Source organism: Modestobacter sp. VKM Ac-2979 (genome assembly GCF_026967995.1).
GTDB lineage: Bacteria > Actinomycetota > Actinomycetes > Mycobacteriales > Geodermatophilaceae > Modestobacter.
In genome coordinates, this window is the sequence record NZ_JAPVBO010000003.1 from 163,222 (window position 1) to 178,830 (window position 15,609).

General features: G+C 74.4%; 16 protein-coding genes and 1 pseudogene. 12 read left to right on the forward strand and 5 right to left on the reverse strand.

The window, feature by feature from the left end:
- The first annotated feature begins 16 nt into the window (after positions 1-16).
- Entirely contained in the window at positions 17-1,006 is a 990-nt protein-coding gene (locus tag O2W15_RS09660) for a Brp/Blh family beta-carotene 15,15'-dioxygenase (RefSeq protein ID WP_269179250.1), read from the forward strand.
- 149 nt (positions 1,007-1,155) lie between these two features.
- Positions 1,156-1,674: a hypothetical protein gene (locus tag O2W15_RS09665; RefSeq protein ID WP_269179251.1), complete on the forward strand. Its 519-nt coding sequence runs from the start codon at positions 1,156-1,158 to the stop codon at positions 1,672-1,674.
- Between the two features lie 76 nt (positions 1,675-1,750).
- Here O2W15_RS09665 and O2W15_RS09670 read toward each other — a convergent pair whose 3' ends face one another.
- Together O2W15_RS09670 and O2W15_RS09675 are read right to left on the reverse strand one after the other, a co-directional pair.
- Positions 1,751-2,557 (reverse strand): hypothetical protein, encoded by an 807-nt coding sequence (locus tag O2W15_RS09670; RefSeq protein ID WP_269163173.1) that lies wholly within the window; start codon positions 2,555-2,557, stop codon positions 1,751-1,753.
- Positions 2,554-3,516, reverse strand: coding sequence for an ABC transporter ATP-binding protein (locus O2W15_RS09675; RefSeq protein ID WP_269163171.1), 963 nt, complete (start codon positions 3,514-3,516; stop codon positions 2,554-2,556). Before O2W15_RS09675 ends, O2W15_RS09670 begins: the two co-directional genes overlap by 4 nt.
- 189 nt (positions 3,517-3,705) lie before the next feature.
- On the opposite strand from O2W15_RS09675, the gene O2W15_RS09680 reads away from it, so the two are divergent.
- From O2W15_RS09680 to O2W15_RS09695, 4 genes are all read left to right on the forward strand, one after another.
- Entirely contained in the window at positions 3,706-4,986 is a 1,281-nt protein-coding gene (locus O2W15_RS09680; protein WP_269179252.1) for a sensor histidine kinase, read from the forward strand.
- The gene (locus tag O2W15_RS09685) at positions 4,983-5,633 is read left to right on the forward strand and encodes a response regulator (RefSeq protein WP_269179253.1); all 651 of its coding nucleotides are present in this window, start codon (positions 4,983-4,985) and stop codon (positions 5,631-5,633) included. Before O2W15_RS09680 ends, O2W15_RS09685 begins: the two co-directional genes overlap by 4 nt.
- 141 nt (positions 5,634-5,774) lie before the next feature.
- Positions 5,775-7,634, forward strand: coding sequence for a gamma-glutamyltransferase (gene ggt / locus O2W15_RS09690; protein ID WP_269179254.1), 1,860 nt, complete (start codon positions 5,775-5,777; stop codon positions 7,632-7,634).
- Between the two features lie 35 nt (positions 7,635-7,669).
- Entirely contained in the window at positions 7,670-7,822 is a 153-nt protein-coding gene (locus O2W15_RS09695) for a hypothetical protein (RefSeq protein WP_269179255.1), read from the forward strand.
- A 45-nt stretch (positions 7,823-7,867) separates the two neighbouring features.
- On the opposite strand, the gene heR is transcribed toward O2W15_RS09695, so the two are convergent.
- Positions 7,868-8,659, reverse strand: a complete 792-nt coding sequence (heR, locus tag O2W15_RS09700) for a heliorhodopsin HeR (protein ID WP_269179256.1) — start codon at positions 8,657-8,659, stop codon at positions 7,868-7,870.
- A 349-nt stretch (positions 8,660-9,008) separates the two neighbouring features.
- Here heR and O2W15_RS09705 point away from each other — a divergent pair, with 349 nt between their 5' ends.
- From O2W15_RS09705 to O2W15_RS09715, 3 genes are all read left to right on the forward strand, one after another.
- On the forward strand, positions 9,009-9,605 hold the full coding sequence (locus O2W15_RS09705) for a universal stress protein (protein ID WP_269179257.1): 597 nt from the start codon (positions 9,009-9,011) through the stop codon (positions 9,603-9,605).
- Between the two features lie 92 nt (positions 9,606-9,697).
- Positions 9,698-10,606 (forward strand): NAD-dependent epimerase/dehydratase family protein, encoded by a 909-nt coding sequence (locus O2W15_RS09710; protein WP_269179258.1) that lies wholly within the window; start codon positions 9,698-9,700, stop codon positions 10,604-10,606.
- A gap of 158 nt (positions 10,607-10,764) precedes the next feature.
- Entirely contained in the window at positions 10,765-12,102 is a 1,338-nt protein-coding gene (locus tag O2W15_RS09715; RefSeq protein ID WP_269179259.1) for a PP2C family protein-serine/threonine phosphatase, read from the forward strand.
- 332 nt (positions 12,103-12,434) lie between these two features.
- Here the strand turns inward: O2W15_RS09715 and O2W15_RS09720 are convergent, their stop codons facing one another.
- Complete coding sequence (locus O2W15_RS09720; protein WP_269163163.1) at positions 12,435-12,953, reverse strand: DinB family protein; 519 nt, start codon at positions 12,951-12,953, stop codon at positions 12,435-12,437.
- A complete protein-coding gene (locus tag O2W15_RS09725) occupies positions 12,950-13,249 on the reverse strand; it encodes a hypothetical protein (protein ID WP_269179260.1) in 300 nt (99 codons plus the stop codon). The genes O2W15_RS09720 and O2W15_RS09725 overlap by 4 nt, the downstream gene beginning before the upstream one ends.
- A gap of 44 nt (positions 13,250-13,293) precedes the next feature.
- On the opposite strand from O2W15_RS09725, the pseudogene O2W15_RS23980 reads away from it, so the two are divergent.
- The 3 genes and pseudogenes from O2W15_RS23980 to O2W15_RS09735 all read left to right on the forward strand — a co-directional run.
- Positions 13,294-13,431 (forward strand): annotated as a pseudogene (locus tag O2W15_RS23980) (hypothetical protein); the annotation flags it as partial.
- A 29-nt stretch (positions 13,432-13,460) separates the two neighbouring features.
- Positions 13,461-13,916: a class I SAM-dependent methyltransferase gene (locus O2W15_RS09730; protein WP_269163161.1), complete on the forward strand. Its 456-nt coding sequence runs from the start codon at positions 13,461-13,463 to the stop codon at positions 13,914-13,916.
- Between the two features lie 207 nt (positions 13,917-14,123).
- The gene (locus O2W15_RS09735; RefSeq protein WP_269179261.1) at positions 14,124-15,602 is read left to right on the forward strand and encodes an APC family permease; all 1,479 of its coding nucleotides are present in this window, start codon (positions 14,124-14,126) and stop codon (positions 15,600-15,602) included.
- Positions 15,603-15,609: the final 7 nt, after the last annotated feature.

Consider the following 15,609-nt stretch of genomic DNA (forward strand, 5'->3'; position numbering starts at 1 on the left):
TCCGCCGGGTGGCGTCGTGACGGCACGCGCACCGCTGCGGGTGACCGCGCTGACGACCCGGCTGTCGGTCGGGGTCGTCGGCGCGGTCGTCGGGGCGGCCGTGCTGCTGCCCGACCGGCTCTCCGCGTGGGGGCTGGGCGTCCTGGCCGTCGGGGTGCTGGTCGGGTTGCCGCACGGTGCGGTCGACCACCTGGTCCCGGACTGGGTCGCCGGGCGACCGGGGCGGATGCTGCGCCCGGGCGTCCTGGTCGGCTACGCCGTCACCGCACTGGTCGCACTGGGCGCCCTCCTGGTGGCCCCGGTCGTGAGCCTGCTGCTGTTGTTCGTCGTCTCCGCGGTGCACTTCGGCATGGGTGAGGTGGCGTTCGACGCCGAGCGGTCGGGGACCCCGTGGCGGCCCGCGCTGCGGGACGTCGCGCCCGTCGTGGGTCTGGGCGGGGTGCCCGTCGCCGTCCCGCTCGCCCGGTGGCCCGAGGAGGCCGACCGGGTGCTGGCGACACTGTCCCCGGAGCTGCCGGGGTTGCTGACACCCGGCGTCCGGCAGGCTGCGCTCGCCGTCGTCGGCGTGGCCCTGCTCGGCACCGTCCTCGGTGCGCTGGCCCGCGGCCGGCCCGGATGGGCGGCCGAGGCCGGCCTGCTGGCCGCGCTGTTCACCCTCGCTCCGCCGGCGGCGGCGTTCGGGGCGTACTTCGGTGGCTGGCACGCCGTCCGCCACATCGGGCGCCTGCTCGTGCTCGACCCCCGCAACGGCGAGGACCTGGCGGCCGGCCGGCTCGGCGCCCCGCTGCTCCGCTACGCCACAGCGGCCGCAGTCCCCACCGGGGTGGCCCTCGCCGGCATCGCACTCCTCGTCCTCAGTGCGCAACGACCCGACTGGACGGCCGGCGCGCTGGCCGTCCTCCTCTGCCTCACCGTCCCGCACATGGCGGTGGTGGCGCTGCTCGACCGGCGGACGGCGGCCGGGCTCCGGCACCAGCCCGAGCGGGTGGCCCCGTCGGCCGGCTGAGCGCCGGCCGTCGACACACCGGACGACACGCCTGGGCTGCGCCCGAGTTCGGAGCGGACTCGCCGGTTGTCCGTACACGGCCCCCCGGACGTTCACCTGCCGAGCCGAGCCTGGGGGTCCCGATGGACCGAGCACAGGAGGAGCACCTCATGACCGGACCGACGAGCACGACGAAGTCCAGCCAGGCGACCAAGGACCAGTCCAGCGCGGCACCCGAGGCCGAGGAGCGGGTCGCCCCGGAGGCGTCCACCGGCTCCGACGTCGAACTCCGGGAGCTGGCCCGGACCCAGGAGGACGTGGCACAGCGTGCCCGGCGGCTGGTCGCGGGCGAGCTGGTGGCGTCCGGGCCCGACGGCACGGAGGAGCGCCGGCAGGTCGAGCGCGTGCTCGAGCAGGCCCGCGCCGGCCTGCTCGCCGAGCTGCGCGACCAGGAGCAGGAGCGTGCCCGGCGGCAGCTGCAGCAGGCCGCCACCAGTGGCGAGGACGCCGTCGCAGGGCTCGTCCAGAGCATCACGACCATCGTCCGCGGCATCGTGCCGGCGGCGCTGGTGCGGCCCGAGGACGTCATCGAGGCGACGTTCGCCCTGGCCGACCAGGGGCTGCGGATCAGCCGCCGGCTCGCCCTCACGACGACCAGCAGCGTGCGCAGCCTGTCCACCTCGGCCTGAGGCACGACTCGCGGGCGGCGGCCGGGGGAGCCCCCGGCCGCCGCCCGTGCCGTGGCCGGTGAGCTGACCGCACGGGCTACGAGGCGTCCCGGCGGAGCAGTGACCAGCCGCCGGCGGCCAACGCCGCCCCCGACCAGCCGACCAGCAGCGTCGCCGCCGCGGCTGCCGTCATGTCCGGCTCCCCGAGCAGCAGCCAGACGGCACCGGTGCCCGGCAGCAGCTCCCCGAGGTCGGCCATCCACTCGACACCGAACCCGGGCAGCAGGGCCGGCAGCACCAGCTGGAGCAGGAAGACCGTGGCCAGGGCCCCGGCGGTGCTCCGCAGCAGCAGGCCGACGCCGATCGCCAGCACGCTCCCGGCGGCCAGCACCGCCGCGACCCGGCCGAGGCTGTCGGCCAGGTCGGCCAGGGTCAGGGTCAGGTCGGGCGCGATGAGCCAGGCGGCCACGTCGGCGACCAGCGCGAGCAGCACCCCGGCCACGGTGGCGACGACGACCGGCACGGTGACCCGCGCGGCCAGCAGCACGCCCCGGCGCGGCGTCCACTGCAGGGTCGGGCCGATCGACCCGGTGGCGTACTCCGGGGTGACCGCGAGCAGGGCCAGCACCAGAAGCGCGAACTGGCCCAGCAGGACGCCGAACTCACCGGCGAAGGTCGCCGGCAGGCCGGTCAACGGATCGGCCGGTCCGGTCGCCTCGTCGAAGGCCGCGGTGGCGCCGATGCCCACGACGGTGACCGCGGCCGCCAGCAGGCACCACCACGTCGTCCGGACCGTGCGCAGTCGCAGCCACTCGGCGCCGGCGGCGCGCCGGAAGACGGTCGCCGTCCCCGGTTCGGTGGTCGCCGTCCCCGTCGTCGGGACGGCGAGCTCCGCCGCGCTCATCGCTGCACCAGTCCGGCCGGCTCGGGCGCGACGGCGACCCGGTACTGGACGCTGTCGCCGGTGAGGTCGAGGTAGACCTGCTCCAGCGAGGAGTGCTCCTCGGCCAGCCGGTGCACCGCGACACCGGTCTCCAGCGCGACGTCGCCGACGGTCTCCGCCGTCGTGCCCTCGACCAGCAGGTCGCCGTCCTCGGTGGGGTGCACCTGCAGCCGTCGGCGGCGCAGGGCGCCGACCAGGGCGTCGGGCGACGGCGTCCGCACCCGGACCGACCGCTGCGCACCCTGGCCGCGCATGACCTCCTGCATCGACGCGTCCGCGATCAGCCGGCCGCGGCCGATGATCACCAGGTGGTCGGCGGTCTGCTCCATCTCGCTCATCAGGTGGCTGGACAGCAGCACCGTCCGCCCCTCGTCGGCCAGCCCGCGCACCAGCCGGCGGATCCACCGGACGCCGTCCAGGTCAAGGCCGTTCATCGGTTCGTCGAACAGCAGGACGGCGGGGTCACCGAGCAGCGCGGTCGCGATGCCGAGCCGCTGGCGCATGCCCAGGGAGTAGCCGCGCACCCGCCGCCGGGCCGCGGGGCCGAGCCCCACCTGGTCGACGACGTCGTCCACCCGGCGCAGCGGGATGCCGTGCGTGCGAGCGGCGACCCGCAGGTGGTCGCGCCCGCTGCGCCCGGGGTGGACGGCGCCCGCGTCGAGCAGGGCACCGGCGGTCCGGAGCGGCTCGGCCAGCGTGGCGAACGGCCGGCCGGCCACCAGCGCGGAGCCGGCGGTGGGCCGGTCCAGGCCGAGGACCATGCGCATCGTGGTCGACTTGCCCGCGCCGTTCGGGCCGAGGAAGCCGGTCACCTTGCCCGGCTGCACGTCGAAGGTCAGGTCGTCGACGGCCCGGACGGTGCTGGTCCCGCGAACGGACGTGGTGCCGTACTCCTTGGTGAGGCCGCGCACCTGGATCATGCGCGCGGCCCGTCGGTGGCGTGACGGCGTCGCCGCCACGGGAGGGGTGCAGTCATGACACGGAGCGTGTCGGGCCGACCGGCCCGGGCGGATCACCCCACGGTGCCGAGCAGCCTCCCCCACGTGGGGGAGGGGAGCGGGGCGCCGCAGGGGGAGTCGCCGGGCGCGGCGTTGGGCCAGGATCGGGCCGTGCCCCCGACGACCTCCCCGCTCCCGGCGGCCGGGCTCGCCGCCCGGCTGCGGGCGGTGCTGATCGCCGCCCGCCCGGGGTGGCGCGGTCGGGCCCTCTACGCGCTGGCGAGCCTGCCCCTGGGTGCGCTGTACCTGGCGCTGTACCTGGGGCTGATCGGTTCGGTGGTGGCCCTGGTCTACGGCGTCGGCGTCCTGCTGATCCTGCTGGTGCTGGCGGTGACCCGCGGGCTGGCCGGCATGGAGCGCCGGCTGGCCCGCCGACTGCTCGGTGTCGACGTCCCCGAGGGGGAGCGGGTCCGCGACCAGCGCAGCGTCGTCCGCAAGCTCCGGCGGCTGGTCCTCGCGCCCGACACCTGGCGTGCCCTGGGCTGGCTGGGCGCCCGCCTGCTCTTCGGCGTCGCCACGTCCGCCGCCGTCCTCTTCGGTGCCGCCCTCTTCGTGGTGCTGGGCTGGGACGTCGGGTGGAACCCGCTCAACGCGCTCCCGCTGCTGGCGCTCATGGCGCTCGACGTCGTCCTCACCCTGGCGGTGGTCGACCTGCTGGTGCGGCTGTCCGCGTCCGTGGCGCCCCGGTTGCTCGGCACCGCGCCCGAGCAGCGGATCGCCGCGCTGCAGCAGAGCACCCGGCGGCTGGCCGACCGGAACAAGCTGGCCCGCGACCTGCACGACACCATCGGCCACGCGCTGACCGCCAGCCTGCTGCAGGCCACCGCCGCCCGCCGCACGCTGACGCCGGCGGACGACCGGCCGCTGCAGCCGGACTTCGCCCGGCAGGCGCTCGGGCACATCGAGACCAACACCCGGACGGCGCTCGCGGAGCTCGACCGGGTGCTCACCGTGCTCCGGGCCGAGAACGGCGGCCGCGACCCGGTCCCGTTCGCCGCACCGTCGCTGGACGACCTCGAGGACCTGCTCGCCGGACTCCGGGACGGCGGCCTGCCCGTCGAGCTCGTGGTGGACGGCGACGTCGACGACGTGCCCGCCGGCGTCCAGGAGCTGGCCTACCGGGTGGTCCAGGAGGGGACGACGAACGTGCTGCGGCACGCCGGCACCCCGCTGACGGTCGCCCAGGTCGCCCACAGCGGGGACACCCTCGTCGTCCGCGTGTGCAACGAGCCGGTCGCCCAGCAGGACGGCCGCCCCGGCCCCGGCGGCGGCCGCGGGCTGGCCGGCCTCCGGGAGCGGGCGACCGCCGTCGGCGGCACGCTCACCGCCGAGCGGACGCCCTCGGGCGGGTTCGACCTGTGCGTCACCCTGCCGCTGTCGGGTGCGGCGTGACCGCCCTGCGGCTGCTGCTCGTGGACGACGACGTGCTCGTCCGCTCCGGGCTGCGGGTGATCCTGGAGAGCGAGCCCGACCTGACCGTGGTGGGCGATGCCGGCACCGGCCGGGAGGCGCTGGCCGTCGCGGCCGACACCGATCCGGACGTCGTCCTCATGGACGTCCGGATGCCCGACATGGACGGCATCGCGGCGACCGCGGAGCTGGTCGCTCGAGACCCGCAGCGTCCCCGCGTGCTGGTCCTGACCACGTTCGAGGACGACGACTACCTGTTCCGTTCGCTGCAGGCCGGGGCGAGCGGCTTCGCGTTGAAGCGGTCGGACCCGGACTCGCTCGTCGACGCCATCCGGGTCGTCGCCCGGGGGACGTCCCTGGTGCTCCCGGACCTGACCCGCCGGCTCATCGCCTCGCACGCCCCCTCCCGCGCCCGCGGGCCGGCCGCACTGCCGGAGCTGACCGGCCGCGAGGCCGACGTGCTGCGGCTGGTGGCGGGCGGGCTGTCCAACGCCGAGATCGCCACCGAGCTGTTCCTCAGCCGCGAGACGGTGAAGACGCACGTCAGCAGCGTGCTGCTCAAGCTGGGGGCGCGGGACCGGACCCAGGCGGTCATCGCCGCGTACGAGAGCGGCTTCATGACCGGCTGACCGCCGGGTCCGCGGCCCCGCGCGCGCGCGGGCTCCGGGCGGGCTCCGGGCGGCAGACGGTCGTGCACCGGAGGGGTGGCGCGATGAGCTCGGAGGGTGTCCGATGTGGGCCTGCGCATCGATGACGCCCGAGGAGTCTCCATGCTGCGTCCGCGTACCACCCTGGTCGCCCTCACCGCGCTGACTGCCGGCGCCCTGGCGGCCGGCGGGCCCGCGAGCGCCGCGCCGGCCGACCCGTTGCCGGAGAAGCGTCCGTGGGCAGTCGGCACCGGGGGAGCGGTCGCCACGGTCGATGCCGACGCCACCCGGGTCGGCCTGGAGGTCCTGGCCGCCGGCGGGAACGCCGCGGACGCCGCCGTCGCCGCAGCCGCCGCGCTGGGCGTGACGGAGCCCTACTCGGCGGGGGTCGGGGGCGGGGGCTTCTTCCTCTACTACGACGCCGACACCGGAGCGGTCACCTCGATCGACGGCCGGGAGACCGCGCCGCTGGCGATGGGCGCGGGCGCCTTCCTCGACGAGGCAGGGGAACCCCTGCCGTTCGCCGAGGCGGTGGCGAGCGGGCTGTCGGTGGGCACGCCCGGCACGCCGCAGACCTGGGCGACGGCCTTGGCGGAGTTCGGTACCTGGTCGCTCGCGGACGCGCTGCAGGGCGGGATCCGGCTGGCCGACGAGGGCTTCGTCGTCGACGAGACGTTCCGGCAGCAGACCGCGGAGAACGAGCAGAAGTTCCGCACGTTCGAGCCGAGTGCCGAGCTGTTCCTGCCGGGCGGGGCCCTGCCCGAGGTGGGGTCGGTGTTCGCCAACCCCGACCTCGCGGAGACCTACCGGCTGCTGGCGGGGGAGGGCGTGGAGCCGTTCTACTCCGGGGAGCTGGCCGGGGAGATCGTGCGGACGGCCCAGGACCCACCCGAGGCGGCGGGCGTCGAGGACGTCCGCGCGGGGCTGCTCGAGGACGTCGACCTGGCGCTGTACGACGCCCCGCTGCGGGAGCCGACCATGGTCGGGTACCGGGGGCTCGAGGTCTACGGGATGGCCCCGCCGTCGAGCGGTGGGTCGACCGTCGGCGAGGCACTCAACATCCTGGAGCCGTTCGACCTCGGTCAGCTGCCCGCCGTGCCGGTGCTGCACCACTACCTGGAGGCCAGTGCGCTGGCCTTCGCGGACCGCAACGCCTACGTCGGCGACCCGGCGTACACCCAGGTGCCGCTGGCCGAGCTGCTCTCCGACGACTTCGCCGCGGAGCGGGCCTGCGCCATCGACCCGGCCGCCGCGCTGGAGAAGCCGACCCCGGCGGGCGACCCGGACGGCGAGTACGGCCCGTGCCCGGCAGCGGGCGAGCTCACGGTGGGGGAGGGCACGGAAGGCCCCTCCACCACGCACCTCACGGTCGGCGATGCCGAGGGCAACATCGCCAGCTACACGCTGACGATCGAGCAGACCGGTGGCAGCGGGATCACGGTGCCCGGCCGCGGGTTCCTGCTCAACAACGAGCTGACCGACTTCACCTTCGCCGCCGCCGACCCCATGACGCCCGAGCCGAACCTGCCCGCCCCGGGCAAGCGGCCGCGCAGCAGCATGGCGCCGACGATCGTGCTGCACGACGGTGAGCCGGTGCTCGCCCTCGGCTCCCCGGGCGGCAGCACGATCATCACGACGGTGCTGCAGACCCTGGTCAACCGCATCGACCGCGACATGAACCTCGCCCTGGCGATCGCCGCGCCCCGGGCCAGCCAGCGGAACACCCCCGCGGTGTCCGCGGAACCGGCGTTCGTCGCCGCGTACGGGCCGCCCCTCGAGGCACTCGGGCACGAGTTCAGCGTCGTGGAGGAGATCGGTGCGGCCACCGGCATCGAGTACCTCCCGGGCGGCCTGCTGCTGGCCGCCGCGGAGCCCGACCGACGCGGCGGTGGCAGCGCGGGTGTCGTGCGCGACCTCCTCGACAACCCACTGGCAGCCGTACCGGACGTGCCCGGCCTCGCCCCCGGGCTCGGCGACGACTGACGGTCCGCAGGCAGGCCGAACGACAGGAGAACCCCGTGACCACACCCGATGCACCAGACCCTGACGGCCGCGAGTCGGAGGCCGATCCGCCACAGCAGGACGGCCGCGGCGCGGAGATCGGCCTGTCCGACGACGCCGGCGGCACGTTCGAGCCCGAGGAGGACCCGGACGACGCACCGTCCGCGTGATCCCCGCGCTCGACCAGACCCGACGTGGACCGGTCGGGCGGTGGGTCAGGTGGCGAGCGAGCCGGCGAAGACCTGCCAGGCGAGCGCGCTCTTGGCGACCAGGCTCAGCACCAGGTAGCCCCGCTCGCCGTAGGCGTAGCTGCGCCACGGGCCGATCTCCCGGTACTGCAGCCACTGGTTGACCGCGAAGCTCATGAAGAAGACGAACAGCGATCCGAAGATCCCGAGGACGAAACCGGGGATCTGCGCGGCCCCGAGGACGTTGGCGGTGATCGCCACCCAGGGCGCGGCTCCGGCGACGCACCCGAACCAGAACGGCAGCATCGTCGTCCGGGTGCGGCCGGGCGGGTTCATCCGTTCCTGCAACCAGCCGAAGAGGATCATCGCGACGTTGGCGCCGGCGATGCCGATGAGTGCGCTCAGCCCGGTGATGCCGGTGTAGCCGCAGATCAGCAGCACCATGATGGTGGAGCTGACCGAGTACTCGACCCAGCGGAACCGGTTGATGCCGCGGCGCAGGTCGGTCTCGTAGCGCCGCCGGAGCACCGTGCCGGTCAGCAGGTGGTCCACCGCGGCGAGCCCGAGGAAGACCGCGATGGCGGCCCCCACCCCGATGTCGACCAGGGGCTCCGGCGCCGGCACCGCCGTGCCGGGCGGACCGGCCGGGAAGGACGTCGTCACGGTGACGGCGAAGCTGCTCGCCAGCAGCAGGACGGCGACCGCCTGCGCCGCGTGCAGCACCGTCAGCGCCAGGTTCCAGCGCCGGAGGCCGGCCAGGCGCGCGTCGTCCACCCCGGTCGCGGCCGGTACGGGTCCTGGACTGTCGAGCTCGCTCACGACGACCTCCTGGTCGAGGGAGGACCGAGCCGCTGCCCTTCCGGCACCCGACCATCAGTCTCCTGATAGTCGACGATAGCGCGCCGGCGCAGGCGCAGCGGGCGAGGTCCGGCCGCGCGAGCCCCGACACCGACCGATCCGCGACCCGTCACGACCGGGTCACCACGAGCCACGGGCCCTGGTGAGGCGGGCTCCGGCGGAGGACCATGAGGCCATGACGGTGCCCCGGACGGTCGAGAGGACCGGCGTCCCGGTCGCGGTCCCGCCGCGGGACTGACCGGCCCGGAGACCCCGAGCAGGATGCCGCCGGGCCAGGTGCCGAACGGTGTTGCTGGATCGAGGAGGTGGCGTGGTGTACGACGAGGAGGCCGACCTCTACGTCGGCGCGGCTCCGGCCGAACCCGAGGTCATGCATGGTCGCCGGGTGGTGGCAGCCGTCGACGGCTCCGGGGGCTCGAAGGCCGCACTGAGATTCGCACTCGAGGACGCAGCACGGCGAGGCGTGCCGGTCGAGGCGGTGATCGCCTACCGGTTGCCGGAGTTGTGGGTGGACTACGACGGGATCGGCTCGCCGGAGGAACGACGCCTGCACGACACGCTGCGCAGCCAGAGCGAGGAGAAGGTCCGCACCGCGATCGACGAGGCCGCCCGTGACTTCGACGGCCCGCTGCCCGATGTGGAGGTCCGCGCCGCGTTGGGCCCGCCAGCAGAAGCGCTCATCCGTGAGTCGGACGGCGCGGACCTGCTCGTCGTGGGCAGTCGCGGGCACGGCGGCTTCCACACCATGCTGCTCGGTTCGACGAGCATGCAGTGTGCGATGCACGCCGCCTGCCCGGTCACCGTGGTCCATTCCCCCGAGGCCCACAGTCACCGGTTGCGTCTGCATCGCGAGCGGCAGGAGCAGCGGCCCAGCGAGGGACGGGGCAGGGTCGACGCGCCCGACTGAGTGGAGGCTGGCCGGTCCCGGCGCGGCTGCCGCCTGGACGTCCGGAGGCAGCTGGGCAGCGCCGTGGCGCGGCGGCTGGCAGTGTGGCCGGCATGGTCGCGTCCTCTCCCGTCGTCGTGGTGACCGGTGCGAACGGACTGGTGGGCACCGCGGTGTGCCGCGCGCTCGTCGAGCGGTCGGCGCGGGTGCGCGCCGTCGTCCGCCGCGCCGGCAGTGCGCCCGTGCTCGACGGGGTCACCGAGCACGTCGGCGACCCCGCCGACGAGGACTTCGCCCGCGAGGTGGTCCAGGGTGCCGACGCGGTCGTCACGACGGTCCACCCGATGGGTTCGTCCCGGGAGGTGCAGCACCGGGTGGGCGTCGAGGGCACGTCGGTCGTCGCTCGGGCGGCGCGGGACGCCGGCGTCGGCCGGCTCGTGCACATGTCGACGGCCGGGGTCTACGACCGCTCGGCCGGGGTCGGGGACCTGGCCGAGGACGGCGCCCTGCTGCCCGAGGGCAGCGGCGACTACCCCGACACCAAGAACGCCACCGATGCCGCGCTGACGCAGGTCGGCGGGCTCACCACCGTGCTGGTCCGCCCGCCGGCGATCATGGGCGCCGGCGACACGTCGGTCTGGAACACGCTGCGACCGCAGGCCATCGGGGACGGTGAGCGCCGGGTGAACCCGGCGAAGACCTTCGCGTGGGTGCACGTCGACGACCTGGCGGCCCTGATCGCGGACGTCGCCACGGGCGCCGTCGCGACCGCCGAGGACGCGGAGCGGGGCCCTGTGGCCGGTGGCACCACCCCGGTCGTCGTCGCCGGCGAACCCGCGACGTGGCGGGACTACCTCGGCACGGTGACCGACGCGCTCGGTGTCGCGCCCGAGTGGACCGACGAGCCGGTCTGGACCGGGCAGCTGCTCACCGACCGCGCGCGGAGGTGGGGCTGGGTGCCGCGGGTGGGCCTCGCGCAGGCCATGGACGAGCTGCGGCGGGGCCTGACGACCCGCGCGTGACCGCCCCGCGCTCTCCCGGGAGCGTCCTCGACCACTGCGGCTAGGGTGATCGACACGCGGTCCCACGGTCGGGACCATGCTGTTCCACCCGGCGCACAGCCGGTGCGCCTGGGTCGCCGACGGGTCACTCTCATGGGCGGGACCTGGTTGGAGAACCGATGCGGGACGACGGGCACGATCACCTCGGCATCGTCGTGCAGGAGCCGGGTCCCGGTTCGGGCTCGGGTTCGGGCTCGGGCTTCGTGGACGCAGCGGGCCGGTCCCGCACCGAGAGCCTCGGCGAGCGGGTCCTGGGGTCCCTGCTCGACCGGGCCCACCTCATGCCGGCCCGACTGGTGGGGCCGTTGGTGGCGCAGGAGATCGCCGCCGTCGGCGGTACCGACGTCAGCATCTGGCTGCAGGACTACGACCAGCGGACCCTGCAGCCACTGGCCGGCACAGGTCTCGTCGGCGTGACGACGCCGATCGACGGGAGCTGGCCGGGCCGCGCCTTCACCCAGGACGCCCGCATCGAGCAGGGGCTGCCCGACGGCTCCGTGCGGTTGTACCTGCCGATGCTCGACGGCTCGGACCGGGTCGGCGTCCTGGCGTTCACCCTCCCCGGGGTGGACGACGACGACCGTCGGCTCGCCCAGCGGCTGGCCGGGCTGACGGCCGACCTCATCGTGACCAAGTCGCTCTACACCGGCACGTTCGCCCGGGTGCGGGCCGCGGCACCATTGAGCCTGTCGGCCCATCTGCAGTGGCAGACGCTGCCGCCGCTGATCATGACCACTCCGGACGTGGCCCTCGCCGGCATCCTGGAACCGGCGTACGACGTCGGCGGGGACAGCTTCGACTACGCCCTGGACGAGCACGTCCTGCACCTGGCGGTGTTCGACGCCATGGGCCACGGGCTGGAGGCAGCCATCATGGCCACCGTCGTGGTCGCCGCCTACCGGCACGGCCGGCGGTCCGCTGCGTCGCTGCCGGACCTCTACGTGCACATGGACGACGTCCTGGGCTCGACCCACCCGGGGCGCTTCGCGACGGCCCAGGTGGGCCGGCTGGACACCGAGACCGGGACGCTCAGCTGGGTGAACGCGGGCCACCCGGCAGCCCTGCGGATCCGCCCGAGCGGCGCCGTCGACGAGCTGACCGGCCCGATCAGCCGCCCCGTGGGGTTCGGGGGCGCCGCGCCGTCGGTGCAGACGACCCAGCTCGAGCCGGGTGACCGGGTGCTCTTCTTCACCGACGGCGTCGTCGAGGAACGGCTGGCGGACGGGATGCAGTTCGGCGAGGGCCGGCTGCGGGAGCTGGTCGAGCAGACCAGCGCCGACCGGATGAGCGTGGCCGAGACGGTCCGGCTGCTGTCGCACACCCTCATGGCGGCCCGGGGCGGTCGCACCAGCGACGACGCCTCGTTGCTGCTCGTGGAGTGGCGTGGTCCGCCGCGGGACGACGAGCTGGTCCGCGGCATCATCGGCGGGCTGCCCGCCGGCGACATCGACAGCTGACCGGCCCTGGCCACGAGTGGGGGCACGGGCTGACTCCTCGCGGGTGGGCCCCCCGCCGTCAGGAGGGGCGGTGCAGCGAGGCCCAGGACCGGCCCGCGAGTCACCCGACGGGCCGGGACTCCATCCGAGGTTGTCGCGTGTCGATGGACACACCGGAAGCGTGCTCCCAGTCCCCGTCGCAACCCGGCCCGGGACCACGGCACGGCTGTAGGCCGACGACAAGCAGATCGGCGCGGGCGACCTCCTCCACACCGTCGCCCTGCTGTTCACGACCTACGCCTGCACGGACATCCGGCGCAACAACGAAGGGGTCGTGGACCTGGAGGCCGCGCTCACTCCCCGGTCGTTCCGTCCAGCGCCTCGCGCAGCACGTCGAGGTGACCGACGTGCCTCGCGGTCTCCTCCAGCACGTGCACCAGCACAAACCGCAACGAGTGCGGCTCGCCGTCGGGCGGGCGGCGGGCCAGGTCGTCCAGCCCGTGCGCGGCCAGCACCGCGCGTGAGCGGACCAACTGCGCCTCGTACTCGGCCCTGAGCCCAGCGGCCGACTCGTCCGGGCCGACCTGCCACTCGCGGTCCTGGTCCCCGGCCGCCTGCGGGACGCTGACCTCGTCGCCGGCGAAGACGTATGAGAACCAGTACCGCTCGCCGTAGGTGAGGTGCCGGAGCAGCCCGAGCGGCGACATGGTCGTCGGCGCGACCGGGCGTCGGAGCACGTCGTCGTCGAGACCGGTGAGCTTGGCCAGCACCGTCGCACGGTGGAAGTCCAAGTAGGCGCCGAGCAGCTCCCGCTCGCCGCCCACCCGGGGCCGAGCCGGCCGCGCGGCCATCGCCTCCCCTTGGGTCGTCACGGGTTCCTCCGGTCGACCCAGCCACAGAACGAGCCGTCGCCGGTCCGACCGGGCTGGGGCCACAGCCGCAAGCGGACCACCCCGCTCACGTCGACGTCGGCCACCTCACCGAACGACCACGGGTCGGTGCCAACCACCCGGTTGTCACGCTCCAGCCACCAGCCGTCGACCTGCCGGCGGACGGCCCGCTTGACGCCCGGATCGACGAGGCCGCGCAGGGGATTCGCCGCCCGCCAGAGTGTGGCCTCCAGTTGCCCCTGTGACATCCGATTGGACGTACTGGCCTCGGTGGTCACAACGTCCTCTGCTTCCGTGCACCACTCGCCACAGGTGGCAGGCGGTGCGTCACCTCGAGCTGTTGGACGAGGGGAACGAGCGCAGCCTGGCAACGCTCGGCGAGGATCCGCGCCTGAGTCCCGCGGGGCTCGCCCGCGATGTGGTGATGTCCAGTCCCGCCGTCCGCAAACGAGTCACCCGGCTGGAGCAGGACCGTCCGCGGTCACAGAGGTGGTCGCCGTCGAGCCCGAGCGGTACCTGCGCGGACTGGCAGAGCGGGCCGTCGGACGAGCACCCGTGCCGGTCCGCGTGGTGGACGGCACGGCGGAGGCGCTGCCCGCCGACGACGGCGAGTTCGACACCGCCGTCAGCACGCTGGTCCTGTGCAGCGTGGCCGACCAGTCGCGCGCGCTGTCGGAGCTGCACCGAGTGCTGCGCCCCGGCGGGCGGCTGGTCTTCTGGGAACACGTCCGGGCCGAGCGGCAGCCGTTGACGGTCGTGCAGGACGCCCTGGACCGCACCGTGTGGCCGCTGTTCGCCGGCGGGTGCCACGTCGGACGCGACACCGCCGCGGAGATCACCGCGGCCGGCTTCACCGAGGAGCGCATGGAGCGCTGCCGCATGCCCGACACCCGGGTACCCCTGCCCATGGCGCCGCACGTCATCGGCACGGCCCGGCGGGAGTAGCCGGGAGCCCTGGTCTCCCGCGTGGCGACCTGGATCGGGCGCGGCCGGCCAAGAGCTGTGCGCGCATCTCCAAGTCCGTCTCCGTGCGGACCAGCACGCTCGACCGATGTCCCCGCCCGGGTGCTGGGGAGCAGGTCCCCACACCGCGGCGCTCACTCCACACCGTCCCGGACCTCGACGTCGAGCTCCGGGGAGAAGGGAAGCGGAATGGCCACGCCCACCTCCGGCTCCACCTCACGGCTCGCTCCCGACCAGCTCGGCGTGCCCGGGGTCGTGTTCCTCGTGCTCGCCGCGGTCGCGCCGCTCACCGGGGCCATCGTCGTCATGGCGCTGGCGATCGCGCTCGGCAACGGCAGCGGCCTGGTCTTCGCCGTGCTCGCCGTCGCTGCGATCCTGCTGCTCTTCGCCGTCGGGTACGCGCAGATGTCCCGCGAGCTGGTCAACGCCGGCGGCTTCTACGCCTTCGTCGTCAAGGGGATCGGCAGGCCCGGTGGTCTGGTCGCGGGCTTCATCGCCACCATGGGCTACAACTTCTTCGTCGCCGGCGCCGTGGGCACCACCGGGTTCTTCACCTCGATCATTGTCGCCGACCTGGTCGGGGTGGAGCTCAACTGGTTCCTGGCCGGCGCCGTCCTGATGGTCCTCTCCTTCCTCCTGGCCCGGGGCGGGATCGACATCAGCGCCAAGGTGCTCGGCGTCGCGCTCGTGCTGGAGACCCTGACCCTGCTGGCCTTCTGCGTCTCGGTGCTGGTCCAGACCGGGTTGAGCGTGGAGGTGTTCACCGTGGACGTGATGTTCGGCGGGTCCGTCGGTGTCGCCCTGTTGCTGGCCGCGACGGCGTTCCTGGGCTTCGAGGCGACCTCGCTGTTCAGCGAGGAGTCACGCGATCCGGAGCGCACCGTGCCGCGGGCGACCTACACCGCGATCACCCTCATCGGTCTCATCCACGCCCTGACGGTCTGGGCCATCGTGAGCGCCGCCGGGGTGAGCGACGCCCAGCAGGTCGCGCTCGACCGGCTCGAGACCGGCGACCTCCTCTTCGTGCTCTTCGAGGAGTACCTCGGCTCCACGCTGCTCGTGGTGGCACAGGTGCTGCTGATCGTGAGCCTGTTCGCCGCCCTGCTGGCCTTCCACAACATGGCCGCTCGGTACCTGTACTCCCTGGGCAGGGTGGGCATCCTCCCGGGTGGGCTGGCCAGGACACGGACCAACGGCGTGCCGCAGACCGCGCTGGTGACCAACCTGGTCTTCGCCCTGCTGGTGGCCGGCTTCTTCGCGGTCCTGGGGCTCGACCCGATCACCAGCCTGGTGCCCGTCATGATCGGCTTCGGCACGCTGTGCGTCCTGGTGCTGCAGCTGCTGGCCGCCTTCTCCATCGTCGTGCACTTCCGGCGCCGTCGGGACCCGCGCTGGTGGACGACGTTCGTGGCCCCCGGGCTGGGGATGCTGGGGCTGCTGGCGATGTGCGTCCTGGCGCTCGGCAACTTCCCGCTGCTGGCCGGCTCCGACGCCCTCTACGTGCGGCTGCTGCCCTGGCTGCTGGTCCTCGCCCTGGTCGGTGGCCTGCTCTACGCGCCGGTCCTGCGCAGCCGCCGTCCGGAGGTCTACCAGCTGCTGGAGACCGATCTCGAACGCCTCGACCCCTCGCCCGTGCCGCCGGCGGAGGGCGTGGCAGCCCGGGAGTGAGAGCGGG

What these genes read in the sequence shown, in the direction of transcription:
- O2W15_RS09665 (WP_269179251.1), top strand. Translation starts at nt 1,156, where the DNA reads ATGACCGGACCGACGAGCACGACGAAGTCCAGCCAGGCGACCAAGGAC.
- O2W15_RS09670 (WP_269163173.1), bottom strand. Translation starts at nt 2,557, where the DNA reads ATGAGCGCGGCGGAGCTCGCCGTCCCGACGACGGGGACGGCGACCACC.
- O2W15_RS09675 (WP_269163171.1), bottom strand. Translation starts at nt 3,516, where the DNA reads ATGATCCAGGTGCGCGGCCTCACCAAGGAGTACGGCACCACGTCCGTT.
- ggt (WP_269179254.1), top strand. Translation starts at nt 5,775, where the DNA reads ATGCTGCGTCCGCGTACCACCCTGGTCGCCCTCACCGCGCTGACTGCC.
- O2W15_RS09710 (WP_269179258.1), top strand. Translation starts at nt 9,698, where the DNA reads ATGGTCGCGTCCTCTCCCGTCGTCGTGGTGACCGGTGCGAACGGACTG.
- O2W15_RS09715 (WP_269179259.1), top strand. Translation starts at nt 10,765, where the DNA reads ATGCGGGACGACGGGCACGATCACCTCGGCATCGTCGTGCAGGAGCCG.
- O2W15_RS09735 (WP_269179261.1), top strand. Translation starts at nt 14,124, where the DNA reads ATGGCCACGCCCACCTCCGGCTCCACCTCACGGCTCGCTCCCGACCAG.